The following is a 12,778-nucleotide window of genomic DNA, read 5'->3' as shown; positions in this document are numbered from 1 at the left end:
CGTTTTGAATACCTCTTGTTCAATGAGCGACGGGCGAGAGATGGAATGATAGAAGATGTAGTGGAAAGAGGTGGAGCGGACGATGCGTATCTTGCATACGGGAGACTGGCATCTGGGGAAAACACTGGAGGGACGAAGCCGGCTTCGTGAACAGGAGGATTTCGTCGATGAACTCGTCAAAATAGCCGACGATCAGCAGGCTGATGCCATATTGATGGCTGGGGATGTGTACGATTCGGTAAATCCGCCTGCGTCGGCGGAACAGCTGTTTTATGAGGCGGCAGCACGTTTGACTGAAAACGGCAGGCCACTTGTTGTCATTGCAGGCAACCACGATCAACCCGAACGTGTAGCCTCGGTAACTCCGCTTGTGAACAGACAAGGAATTACGTTAGTAGGTACACCGGTGTCAGAGGCTGTGACTATTCATACTCGTCGAACCGGGGAGACAGCACATATTGCGGCTTTGCCCTATCCATCAGAAGCGAGATTAAATGAGCTGTTAACTACAGATGGTGACGAAAATGTACTACGTCAAGCATACAGTCGCAGAGTAGGGATGTTAATGCAACGTTTGGCTTCTTCCTTTCGTCCGGATACAGTGAATCTCGCTATGAGTCATATATATGTACTAGGCGGAGTAGAGAGCGATTCTGAACGGCCTATCCAGGTGGGTGGAGCGTACACCGTAGACCCTTCTTCCCTGTCTACTGGTGCTCAATACACGGCTCTGGGACATCTCCATCGTGCGCAAGCCGTCAAAGGAGACGGTGTGATTCGGTATAGTGGTTCTCCCCTGGCGTACAGCTTCTCGGAAGCGGGGCAGAGCAAATCCGTTACGATGATTGATCTTACGCCAGGCGGAGTCGCACAAGTAGAAGAAGTATTGCTTGCCTCAGGCAACCCGCTTGTTCGTTGGAAGGCGAGAGGTGGTCTGGCAGAAGTGTACCGTTGGCTGGATGAGGGGCGTGACTCACAGGCATACATTGATATGGAGGTCTGGTTGGAGGATGCAATGTCTCTAAAAGAGATTCAGCAGTTGCGTAAAGCTCATGAGGGTATTATCCATATTCGTCCAGTATATCCGGAGATGGAGGCCGCAGGGTTCATAGAACAGCGTTCAGAACTGCCTGTGCATGAACTTTTCCGCAAGTTTTACCAGCGCCAAACGGGTGGAGCCCTACCAGAAGATAGTCTGGTACAGCTTTTCCTGGAGCTGGTCGATGAAGATGAGCCAGGCGTGCGTGAGGAGGTCGAAGGCCGATGAGACCGATTTTATTGAAAGTCGCCGGGCTACAAAGTTATCGTGAGATGCAGGAGATTGATTTTACGGTGCTGACCGAAACAGGTTTGTTTGGTATTTTCGGGCCTACCGGTAGCGGAAAATCTTCTTTGCTTGATGCGATCACCCTTGCCATGTATGGCAAGGTGGAACGGGCAGTCAATGGTACACAAGGCATTATGAACCATGCTGAAGATTCGCTATCGGTTGCTTTTACATTTGAGCTTGCTTCGGCAGCGGGAACTCGTAGATTTCGGGTCGAACGGCGTTTTAAGCGTAACAATGAAGTGTCCGTTAGTAATACGGTCAGCAAGTTTATTGAAACGATTGATGGGGAAGATCAAGTGCTTGCTGATAAGCTGGCAGAAGTCAATCGGTGCGTTGAAGACGTCATTGGTCTGAAAATGGATGATTTTACGAGAGCCGTAGTATTACCGCAAGGGAAATTTGCCGAGTTCCTTTCCCTGAAAGGCAGTGAGCGGAGGCAGATGCTGCAACGGCTCTTTCATCTGGAGAAGTATGGGGATCAACTCGCCATTAAATTAAGTCGGCGGGTCAAAGATAATGATATGGCTCATCAATCCCTTGCTGCGGAGCAGCAGGGACTTGGCAATGCCAGTAAAGAAATGCTTGAAGAAACAAAACATTTGCTTAAGGCAGCGGTTCAGTACGCCGAATCCTCACGGAAAGAGCTGGATTCGGCGGTGAAGGAAGCAGAACAATTCGGCCGGATTCGTGAGCTGAGTAAGGAACAACAAGTGCGATTGCAAGAACAGCAACAACTCCATGCCAAGGCGGAACAGATTGAAGCCGATGAGGAGCGTTTGAAACGGTCGGGAGCAGCGGAGAAGATGCTACCTGCGCTTCAGTCAGCTCGGGACGCGTCAGAAGCCCACCAGCAGCGACAGTTGGAGGCAGAAACTGCTGGAAAACAGGCAGCGGAGCATGAACGTTTGGCTGTGCAGGAAGCTGAAAAGGCAGAAGAGGCAAGGCAACAGCTTGGAGCAGAAGAGCCCAAACTGCTCCTGCGTCTGGATCAATTGGAACAGGCCAAAGAGCTGCAACGGGAACGTGATGTTTTGCAGGCGGATTGTTCACGGCTTGCACAGTTGATGGAGAAAGGGCAGGCCGAACAGGCAACGCTGAGACAACAGCTGGATAAAGAGCGGGAACTGCAAATGCGTGGACGCAAACGGCGTGAGGAATTGCAGGAGAGTCTCAAACCGAATGAAGTGAAGTCTGATGAGCGCAGACGGCTACAAACAGCACTTGAGCTGAAACATCGGATCGATACAGCATTGGAGCAGGTGAAACAGCATAACGCGGACATGCAGACCTATCAAAAGTCTGCAGAACAAGGGGCTGCCAAACTGGAGGCGGCGGCTGCGGAAGAGGGACGCCTGACCGAACAGCGCCAGCAATTGGTGGAACAGGCGTCAGCAGGTCTTGAGGCCTTGCTTGCCTGTGAGCAGGATATTAACAGTGAACAGCGCTTGCTGGGCCGTGCGGAGGAGCAGCTACGCCGTTCGATGCGTGAGCAGGAGATGCACCGGCTGTCCGCTGCCTTGCGCGCCGAATTACGGGACGGCGAGCCATGCCCGGTGTGCGGCTCCGCACACCACCCGCTCCCGGCTGCCCCGCCGGGAGATGGTCCGCACGCAGACGATGCGGACCTGGAACTGCTGCGCAGCCTGCACGCGGAGCTGCAGGAGCTGCGCTTTGGGCTGCGCCAGCAGCTGCACGAACGTCGCAGCCTGCTGACGCAGCTTGGCGCCGCGGCCGGCGATGCCACGGCCGCAGCCGAGGCCGCGCCTGCGGCAGCGGAGCCCGAGCCTGCCGGATCGCCCGAGGATGGGCGATCTCCGGCGGGCTGGGCAGCGCGTGCCGCTGCGCTGCGCGAAGCCGCGCAGGCGCTGGCTGCCGCAGCAGCGCCGCTGCAGAGCGAAGCCGCAGCGTTGCAGCAGGCGGCTTCGGGCGCGCAGCAGCGCCGCATGGAAGCGGCAGCTGCGCAAGAGGCCGGCCGTGCCGGGCTCGCCCAGGCGGAGCGCAAGCTGGCCGAGAGCGAAGCCGCGGCGGCTGCGTTGCAGGGCCGCTGGGCCGCGGAACTGCCTGACATCGCACAGGAGGAGGCCGCAGGCCTCTATCAAGCGATGCAGGAGCGCGATGCACGCGCCGAAGACATCAAGGAACGTCTAGCCAAAAGCGTGACGTTCCTTGAGGAGAAAGAGCAGCTTGTCCAGTCATTGCAGCAGAAGCTGGTGGAACTCGACAAGCAGCTGATCCAGTGGCAGACCGAATGGCAAGGCGGCAGCAAACAACTGGCCGAGAAAGAAGAACGTTTGCGCCAGTGGGTAGGAGAGCAACGGGTAGAAGATCTGATCCGCGAGACACAGGCTCGCCTGGATGGACTGCGCAAGACTGCTGAGGTAGCTGCACAGCGATTCAAACAAGCGGATGCACAGAAGCAGGAATCGGTGAAACGTGACGTAATGGCTGGGCAGGCCGCCGCATCAGCTGCAGAACATCTGGAGCTGGCACAGGAGCGCTGGCGGCTGCTCTTGGAGCAATCCGCGTTCGAGACAGATATCGCTGTCACTCAGGCGGCGCTGGCTGCCGAGGAAGCAGAACGGCTACAGAAAGAAATTCAGCATCATCGTGAACGAGAACGTGAACTTGCTTCTCAGTTACGTGAACTAGAGCGGAAACTGGATGGTGCGGTTGTGACCGAGGAACAGTGGATCGCTTGCACAGAACGTTTGAAACAGGCCAGATATGAGGATGAAACTGCCTTGCAAGTGAAAGCACGTGCCGAAAGGGATCTGGAAGATGTACAGCAACGTCATGTTCGCTGGACGGAGCTGGAGACGAAACGGCTGGAGATCAGTCACCAGGGCGAGTTGCTTAGCAAGTTGCAGACCGCGTTCCGGGGGAATACATTTGTGGAGTACATTGCCGAAGAGCAGTTGATGCAGGTAAGTCATGCGGCTTCCCAGCGTCTGCGCTTCCTCACCAAGCAGAGGTATTCCCTTGAAGTGGATTCGGGCGGCGGCTTTGTGATCTGTGACGATGCCAACGGTGGTGTGAAACGTCCAGTATCAACCTTGTCTGGTGGAGAAACGTTCCTGACCTCGTTGTCGCTGGCGCTGGCACTATCCGCCCAGATTCAGTTGCGTGGGCAGTATCCGCTACAATTTTTCTTCCTGGATGAAGGGTTCGGCACATTGGACCCGGAACTGCTGGATACGGTCATTACTTCACTGGAAAAATTGCATGACGATCGATTGGCTGTGGGCATCATCAGTCACGTTCCTGAACTGCGTGCGCGTTTGCAACGCAAACTGGTCGTGATTCCGGCTGGTGATGCGGGGACAGGCTCCAGGGTTGTAATGGAAAACTTATGAGTCTAGGAAGTTAATAAATAATTCATTTGTAAAAATATTTCTTTTTTTGATATCTCACGATAACAAGTGAGTTTCATCACACATACAGGTTCAACCTGCTGTTATACTACAGCTAAGCCGACAAACTTGTTTTAAGCCCCCCGACGGACATCTGTTCAGGAAGCTTCCTGTATAGATGTCCGCGTAGCCGGACTTCTTCGGAAGGCCGCTCACGAGGGGCTTCTTTTTCATTCTTTTTCAAATCGTCTTTAACACAGTGTCAATCCGCCCAGAGTTGAATAGGATGAAGGGTGAAGAAGAGCTGAACTGGGAGGCGATTAGGCATGGATAAAAGTACGGCAAAAAAACTGTGTAAGGATCATATCCATCGTTATGTATGTATTCAGATGAATGATGGTTCACATTATGATGGTATTGTAGAGAACGTGGATGATGAGATGATTTATTTGGCTGTTCCGGTTGGCAATGAAGTCATGGCAGGCCATGCAAACGGAGCTCCAAATATGATGCCGATGGTTCAGTATCCGGCGACACCTGCTCGGGGATTTTATCCTGGATACGGGTACCCTGCTCCTTACCCTTATTATGGATATGGCCGCAGACGCTTCAACAGGCTGGTTCTGCCTTTATTTGCCCTGACGGCGTTAACCTTACTGCCGTACTATTAAAATGGTTTAAATTCCTTTTTAATCCGTATCAAAGAAATCATAATACAATCACGGTCATACCTCGGCAATGGGATACCCCTGCCTTCAGGTGTGGCTTTTTCTTTTACAGATGATTACAGAGAGGAAAGAAGTTATCTGCCAGGCATTGGACGTACGATTTTACTTTTAGTATGATATAGGAGTATACATAATTCGAACTCATAGGAAGGAGGGATTGTACGATGGATTGCTTATTTTGCAAAATTGTAGAGGGCACCATTCCCTCCAACAAAGTACTGGAAAACGATCATGTAGTCGTATTTCACGATATTCATCCTGCGGCACCGACCCATGTGTTGATTGTTCCGAAGAAACATATCGCTTCCATGAATGATGTAACCGCAGAGGAACTGCCCTTGATCGGAGAAATCCATATGGCTGCACAGGAGGCTGCCAATCGGCTCGGCGTGCAACAATCTGGATACCGCCTGATTAACAATTGCGGCCAAGATGGCGAGCAGACAGTGCACCATTTGCACTACCATTTGCTGGGCGGAACCAGACTTGGGGCGCTCACAAGTTTGTCTGATTCACACCAATAAGATCACGATATGATGCACTCAGGTTGCAATATTGTTTTTGCACTTGATAAATTGCTGTAGCTCAGCTAATATTAAGGGATCACGTTAAGGTTGACACTTTTATTGCCTTTCGCCTATAATGAAAGATGATGAACCGTGTTATTGCTCTTGGACGGTCTGGTCGGAGGGAGGGAAAACTGGTGTCTGAAACTAAAGTTCGCAAAAACGAGACTATTGATGCTGCACTTCGCCGTTTTAAACGTTCCATCGCTAAAGATGGCGTCTTGGCTGAGGTGAAGAAACGTAAGCATTATGAGAAGCCAAGCGTAAAGCGCAAGAAAAAGTCCGAGGCTGCTCGTAAGAGAAAGTTTTAGGAGGATTTTAACTACATGAATCTTAGCGAACGATTGAACGAAGATATGAAGCAAGCGATGAAGAGTAAGGACAAGTTCAGACTCTCCACCATTCGGTTGATTCGTTCGACGATCAAGAATCTTGAAATAGATTTGAAAAGAGATTTGGATGACAACGAAGTGCTTGATATCCTGAGTCGTGAAATCAAACAGCGCAAAGATGCCCTCCAAGAATTTGGCAAAGCAGGTCGCGAAGAACTCGCGGCAAATGCCGAAGCGGAAATTGAAATACTTATCCAGTATCTTCCTGCACAGCTTACCGAAGAAGAAATTAAAGTTATTGTACAGCAGACCATCCAGGAAACCGGTGCTTCTTCGAAAGCCGAGATGGGGAAAGTGATGGCGGCCCTTATGCCGAAAGTTAAAGGCAAAGCGGACGGCAAACTGGTTAATCAAGCAGTTCAACAATTTCTGCAATAAAGCAAATTCAATAAACACCTCCTGACTTGTCAGGGGGTGTTTTTTCATGCTCTCATCGAATGTACATAAAAATTATAAATATTGGTTATAAAACATGATTTTGGATATATATTTCTTGCATTTGCTGGAGTATTCAAATATAATTTTAAGTTTTTGAAACGTAATGTTGCATTGTACGTAATAAATACCATAAGCTGGACAGTATAACATTATTGGAAAAGGGGGGACTAATGTGAGGGGAAAGCGCCGGAAGAAGCTTACGGGGTCAATGATGCTCTTGATGCTGCTGACGCTTTTACTTCCTGTCTGGATTGGAATACCGTCAGCACATGCAGCTGAGAAAAACGGCGCCGTATACGTAATTCCGGTGGATAAACCAATCGAGCAGGGATTAGGCAAATTCATGGAGCGTGGGTTCAAGGAAGCAGAGGAAATGAATGCTGGTTTGATCATTCTTGATATCAATACGCCTGGAGGCCGTGTGGATACTGCAGATGCGCTAGGCACGATGATTAAAGACAGCCCTATCGAAACGTTGGCATTTGTTCGGGGCGATGCTGCATCGGCAGGGAGTTTTCTTGCGCTAAATGCAGATAAGATCGTAATGTCACCAGGCAGCATGATTGGTGCTGCCGCCATGGTAGACAGCACAGGCAAACATGTTGACGATCCCAAGCTGGTTGCATTCTGGAAGAGCAAAATGCAAGGAGCGGCAGAGAAGAGCGGCCGTGATGGCGAGATCGCAGCTGGCATGACTGACGTCAATATGGTTGTAGAGATGCCGGAGATCAATAAAACCAAACAAAAAGGTGAAATTATTGCTCTCTCTGCTGAGGAAGCGCTGAAAGTGGGTTATGCAGACCATATCAGCAATACACCTGAAGAAGCAGCAACATGGCTTGGGTATAGTCAAGGAGATGTGTTCAAATTGGAACGCACTGCTGCAGAGAATATTTCTACCTTTTTGACCAATCCAATTGTGATGACCATACTGCTGTTCCTTGGTATTGCCGGTGTCATTATTGAACTGATTGTGCCTGGGTTTGGCGTTCCGGGAATCGTTGGGATTGTATGTTTTGTGCTTTATTTCTCTGGAAACTACATTGCGGGGTTTGCAGGGGCTGAGACATGGGTATTATTTACGGTCGGACTTGTCATGATGATTCTGGAGATGTTTATCCCGAGTTTTGGTATCCTGGGCATTTTGGGTTCCATTGCGCTGGTGGCCGGGGTTGTCAGGGCGGCTTACGACACAAGTGATGCATTCGTGTCCTTGGGAATTGCTTTTGGAGCTGCACTGGTCGTAATCGCAATTATCGCTGTAGTCTTTAAGGATCGAGGAATATGGAATCGATTCATATTAAGCGATAAGTTATCAGCTGATCGAGGATACTCCTCGGCGGCAGAGCGTAAAGAGCTGATCGGCTTGCAAGGCATCAGTCTGACACCTCTTCGTCCAGCAGGAACGGCGATGTTTGATGGTGAACGTGTCGATGTGGTCACAGATGGTGCATTTATTCCTGTGGATACACCCGTAATTGTCATCAAAGCGGAAGGTTCCCGGATTGTCGTACAACAGGCTTTGCCGGTGTAATTCTGCGTTTGCCGGAGTGATGATATCGCTTCGGCAAAGTACATAACCTTTTGCCAAGCTGCGGGCAATGTGGTGGAGTAATGTTTCAGCAGCGGATTAATCAGCGTCATTTCTGATGCTCTCTTTTACAAAAAACATATTGCAAACGGAGGAATTAAATCTATGGATCCAATGATCACGATTTTGCTCATCGCGGTGCTGGCTATTATCGTACTGAGCGTCTTTTTCAGCTTTTTCCCGGTTATGCTCTGGATTTCGGCCATTGCATCCGGCGTACGTGTAGGTATCATTACGCTGGTGGCGATGAGATTGAGACGTGTAACACCAAGTCGAATTGTTAACCCGTTGATCAAAGCAACAAAAGCAGGTCTTGGTTTAAATATTAACCAACTGGAAAGTCACTTCCTAGCTGGTGGTAACGTTGACCGCGTTGTTAATGCTTTGATTGCTGCGCAACGTGCAAACATTCCACTCGAATTCGAACGTGCTGCTGCGATTGACCTGGCAGGCCGTGACGTATTGCAAGCCGTGCAAATGAGTGTTAACCCACGTGTTATCGAAACACCAATCGTATCTGCCGTTGCCAAAGACGGTATCGAAGTTAAAGTTAGAGCACGAGTTACGGTTCGTGCCAACATTGATCGCCTCGTCGGTGGTGCTGGTGAAGAAACGATTATTGCTCGTGTCGGCGAAGGTATTGTAAGTACGAACGGTTCTTCGAACTCTCACAAAGATGTCTTGGAAAATCCGGATTTGATCTCTCGTACTGTATTGTCCAAAGGATTGGATGCAGGTACTGCATTTGAAATCCTGTCTATTGATATTGCGGACGTAGACGTAGGTAAAAACATTGGTGCCTTCTTGCAAACCGAGCAGGCGGAAGCAGATAAACGTATTGCGCAAGCAAAAGCGGAAGAGCGTCGTGCGATGGCCGTAGCACAAGAACAAGAGATGAAAGCGCGCGTTGTTGAGATGAGAGCGCGTGTCGTTGAGTCCGAGTCCCAAGTACCACTCGCCATGTCCGAAGCGCTTCGTAGTGGCAAAATTGGCGTAATGGACTATATGAACCTGAAAAACATTGAAGCGGATACTCAGATGCGTAACACTTTGGGGAAACCTGCTGAAAGTTCGAATTCCAATGATCAGGGTGATTCCAAAAACGGAAGATAGGCGGTGAATGTAAATGAGCCTATTTGAATGGATATTTAACAATCTCTATGTTGTAGCAGTTATTGCTTTTGCCCTCTTTTCATTCCTCGGAAAGCTTGGGAAGTCTGCAAAACCGAATCAGAAGCGTCCTGGTAACGGGATGCCCACATTTGGCGGTGGCGAAGATGCGAATCGTCGCTCAGAAAATGACTCTCAGCAACAGTCATCCAGACCGGATGAACGCCGTTATGAGGAGCAATATGATGAGCGTTACGACGAACGGTATGACCAGCCGTACTCTGAACCAGCAACATCCTCTAGTCCAGGAGATGAGTTTAGAGGTGACCAATCACTGGATAGCATGCGGAGTTCGGTAGATGAGCAGATGAGATTGATGGAAGAGCAGCAACGTATGATACAGGACAGACTGAATCGTATTTCTTCAGCGACTTCTCCATCTGTATCGAATTCAAGTATAGAAGAGGCAGATACAACGGATTCAGTGCCCTCTCTTCTTCGTCAAGAGGAGATTCGTACGGGAGTGCTTTGGGCGGAGGTACTGGGTTCTCCTCGTTCGAAGCAACCTTTTGGAACGAGAGGGAAGTTGTAAAAGTAAGTGAGAATAAAGACGATAAGCGATTCGCCCGTTTTAAAATAGAACGAAGCCTTTTCTGGGAGCATAAAGCCTCCAGAAAAGGCTTTTTTCGTATGCCTTTATTTTCAGCAAAATATGTACGTAACCGCTCACCAATTCTTCATAATTTCCTGAATTTGCGCATAAGTTGAACTGTAGAGGAAGGGGGAAGACCTTCGAATGACCCGGATCAGCCGCAAGCTGCGCAGATGGACCAGTGAGGTGCTGGATCTGCCGCAGGATGTGCTTTATGATATGCCACGGTTAACCCTGATCGGCAGTAAGCAACTGTATATAGAGAATCATCGCGGTGTCATCCATTTCACGCCGGATCGCATCGTACTGGCTCTTTCACAAGGTCAATTGGAGATTAGAGGTAACGCTTTGGTCATACGTAACATTTTGCCAGATGAAGTAGCTATAGAAGGTACGATTCTGGATATTCATATGAATGGAGTGGAGGGGAACGGATGAAGCAGCCTAGTCTGTATAAATTGCGTGGAGCTGTGCGAATCAAAGTTACAGGCGGAGATATCGAGACATTAATTAATACGATAACAGAGCAGAGACTGAGTGTATGGGATCTACGTGCACAGGATGGACGCCAGGCGGAGATGAGCATTTTGCTTCCGCACTTTTTCAGACTGCGTCCTATTGTAAAAGGGACAGGCTGCAGAGTGAAAATTGTGCACCGTAGCGGTTTTCCTTTTTTTCTGGCTCGTCTGTTTCGCAGAAAGTTTTTTGTAGGGGGCATGCTGTTCTTTGTAGCGGCATTATTTGCGCTATCGTCTATGATCTGGAATGTAGAAGTGAAAGGGAATGTAACGATTCCGACAGACGAAGTGCTGGCCGCGGCTAAAAAAGAAGGCATCTACCCCTTTCAATGGGGGTTTCGAATGAAAAGTCAGGACAAGCTCTCCAGACAGCTGGCGCTGGCATTGCCCGATGTGACCTGGATTGGCGTAACGAAAGAGGGGACAAGGGTTACGATTCAAGTCGTTGAGTCAGCACAGCCTAAGCGCGAGCCTCTACTGAATCCAAGACATCTCATCAGTAAATCAGATGCGGTGGTCACTCAGATCTATGCTGAAGAGGGTCGCCCCGTAGTACAGAAGAACGCGCGTGTAAAGAAAGGACAAGTGCTGATCTCAGGCATTCTGGGTGATGAGGAAAATACAAAAACGATTGTTGCCAAAGGCGAAGTCCGGGGCATGGTCTGGCGGGAATATGATATACAGGTTCCCTTGATTCAGAAACATCAGACGATGACTGGAGAAAGCAAAGAGCGGTTTTACGTGGTGCTGGGAGATTGGGCAATTCAATTATGGGGGTACGGAAAAACTCCTTTTAGTTCATATGACACGGATACGTATCACAAACCTCTGACCTGGCGTTCATTTACCTTGCCGATGGGATGGATGACGGAAAAGGATATGGAAACGAATTTCCATCAGGAAGAGCAAGGTGTGGATTGGGCTAAAACGAAGGGATTGGAAGGGGCAAGAAATGATATTTTAGCCAAAAACGGTAAAGGCACAAAAATTTTAAGTGAAAAAATTTTGCATGAGAAGAAAGAGAATGGTAAAGTTTATATGAAAGTATTATTTGAAGTGGAAGAAAGCATCGCGGAAGAACTTCCGTTAGTCCATAGTCAAGGAGAATGAGGATATTTGTCAGAGCAAACACGCAGTATACAAATCTCGCTCCAAAGTGCGGGAGAGGGGCAATCTCTGTTTGGACCCCAAGATATTTTTCTGAAACTGATTGAATCCGAGATTCCAGCCCAGATCGCTTCACGCGAAGCAGAGATTAATATCTTTGGTACTGTGCAACAGGTGGAATCACTTGAACAACTATTTGATGTATTACTGCAATTGATTCGCAATGGGTATGTGTTGACTGAAAGAGATGTCCAATATGCGATAGAGCTTGCTAAAGATTTGCGTGCGGATCAGCTGCTGGATCTGTTTAAAGGTGAAATTACGACGACATACCGTGGTAAACCGATTCGTGTAAAAACGATTGGACAGAAACATTACGTAACCACGATTAAAAAACGGGATATTGTATTCGGGATTGGTCCTGCCGGAACCGGTAAAACGTATCTGGCTGTTGTGCTGGCTGTAGCCGCTCTTAAAGAGGGGAGTGCCAAACGCATTGTGCTTACACGGCCTGCGGTTGAAGCGGGCGAAAGTCTGGGTTTCCTGCCAGGTGATCTGCAGGAGAAAGTAGATCCGTACCTAAGACCTCTGTATGACGCTCTATACGACGTTATGGGACAAGAACAGACGGCTAAGGCTCTAGAACGCGGATTAATTGAAATCGCTCCCTTGGCCTATATGCGTGGGCGTACGCTCGATGATTCCTTTATCATTCTGGATGAGGCCCAGAACACAACGCCTGAACAGATGAAAATGTTTTTAACCCGTCTTGGGTTTGGTTCCAAGATGGTCATCACCGGAGATGTGACACAGATTGATTTACCGCGTGGCAAAAAATCAGGACTTGTGGAAGCGAGTACGATCCTGGGTGAAGTTCAGGAAATTGGATTCGTGCATTTCGCCGAACAGGATGTCGTGCGTCACTCCCTCGTCCAGAAAATCATTGTGGCTTACAACCACGCCGCAGAAAATCAAGCATAGAAAGGGATTGTCTAA

At 49.1% G+C, this 12,778-nt stretch carries 12 protein-coding genes; all 12 read left to right on the top strand.

The window, feature by feature from the left end; all coding sequences use genetic code 11:
- The first annotated feature begins 82 nt into the window (after nucleotides 1–82).
- Nucleotides 83–1,267: an exonuclease SbcCD subunit D gene (locus MHI38_RS07805; RefSeq protein ID WP_339831629.1), complete on the top strand. Its 1,185-nt coding sequence runs from the start codon at nucleotides 83–85 to the stop codon at nucleotides 1,265–1,267.
- Nucleotides 1,264–4,683 carry an SMC family ATPase gene (locus MHI38_RS07800; RefSeq protein ID WP_341181127.1) on the top strand — a complete coding sequence of 1,140 codons (3,420 nt, stop codon included), beginning with the start codon at nucleotides 1,264–1,266 and terminating at the stop codon, nucleotides 4,681–4,683. Before MHI38_RS07805 ends, MHI38_RS07800 begins: the two co-directional genes overlap by 4 nt.
- 323 nt (nucleotides 4,684–5,006) lie before the next feature.
- Entirely contained in the window at nucleotides 5,007–5,351 is a 345-nt protein-coding gene (locus MHI38_RS07795; protein WP_154888029.1) for a hypothetical protein, read from the top strand.
- Between the two features lie 221 nt (nucleotides 5,352–5,572).
- The gene (locus MHI38_RS07790; RefSeq protein WP_154888031.1) at nucleotides 5,573–5,932 is read left to right on the top strand and encodes an HIT domain-containing protein; all 360 of its coding nucleotides are present in this window, start codon (nucleotides 5,573–5,575) and stop codon (nucleotides 5,930–5,932) included.
- A gap of 179 nt (nucleotides 5,933–6,111) precedes the next feature.
- A complete protein-coding gene (rpsU, locus tag MHI38_RS07785; RefSeq protein ID WP_005547957.1) occupies nucleotides 6,112–6,285 on the top strand; it encodes a 30S ribosomal protein S21 in 174 nt (57 codons plus the stop codon).
- 15 nt (nucleotides 6,286–6,300) lie between these two features.
- On the top strand, nucleotides 6,301–6,744 hold the full coding sequence (locus MHI38_RS07780; protein ID WP_090914751.1) for a GatB/YqeY domain-containing protein: 444 nt from the start codon (nucleotides 6,301–6,303) through the stop codon (nucleotides 6,742–6,744).
- 268 nt (nucleotides 6,745–7,012) lie between these two features.
- Nucleotides 7,013–8,338 (top strand): NfeD family protein, encoded by a 1,326-nt coding sequence (locus tag MHI38_RS07775; protein ID WP_221789132.1) that lies wholly within the window; start codon nucleotides 7,013–7,015, stop codon nucleotides 8,336–8,338.
- A 162-nt stretch (nucleotides 8,339–8,500) separates the two neighbouring features.
- Nucleotides 8,501–9,508, top strand: a complete 1,008-nt coding sequence (gene floA / locus MHI38_RS07770) for a flotillin-like protein FloA (RefSeq protein WP_154888033.1) — start codon at nucleotides 8,501–8,503, stop codon at nucleotides 9,506–9,508.
- Between the two features lie 13 nt (nucleotides 9,509–9,521).
- Nucleotides 9,522–10,097, top strand: a complete 576-nt coding sequence (locus MHI38_RS07765) for a hypothetical protein (RefSeq protein WP_221788930.1) — start codon at nucleotides 9,522–9,524, stop codon at nucleotides 10,095–10,097.
- A gap of 204 nt (nucleotides 10,098–10,301) precedes the next feature.
- Complete coding sequence (gene yqfC / locus MHI38_RS07760) at nucleotides 10,302–10,595, top strand: sporulation protein YqfC (RefSeq protein WP_154888036.1); 294 nt, start codon at nucleotides 10,302–10,304, stop codon at nucleotides 10,593–10,595.
- On the top strand, nucleotides 10,592–11,785 hold the full coding sequence (gene yqfD / locus MHI38_RS07755) for a sporulation protein YqfD (protein WP_221788931.1): 1,194 nt from the start codon (nucleotides 10,592–10,594) through the stop codon (nucleotides 11,783–11,785). Before yqfC ends, yqfD begins: the two co-directional genes overlap by 4 nt.
- A gap of 6 nt (nucleotides 11,786–11,791) precedes the next feature.
- On the top strand, nucleotides 11,792–12,763 hold the full coding sequence (locus MHI38_RS07750; RefSeq protein ID WP_090914740.1) for a PhoH family protein: 972 nt from the start codon (nucleotides 11,792–11,794) through the stop codon (nucleotides 12,761–12,763).
- Nucleotides 12,764–12,778 lie beyond the last annotated feature (15 nt).

The sequence above is a fragment of the Paenibacillus sp. FSL K6-1558 genome (assembly GCF_038002565.1).
Lineage (GTDB): Bacteria > Bacillota > Bacilli > Paenibacillales > Paenibacillaceae > Paenibacillus > Paenibacillus polysaccharolyticus.
This window is presented reverse-complemented; position numbering and strand designations above follow the sequence as displayed.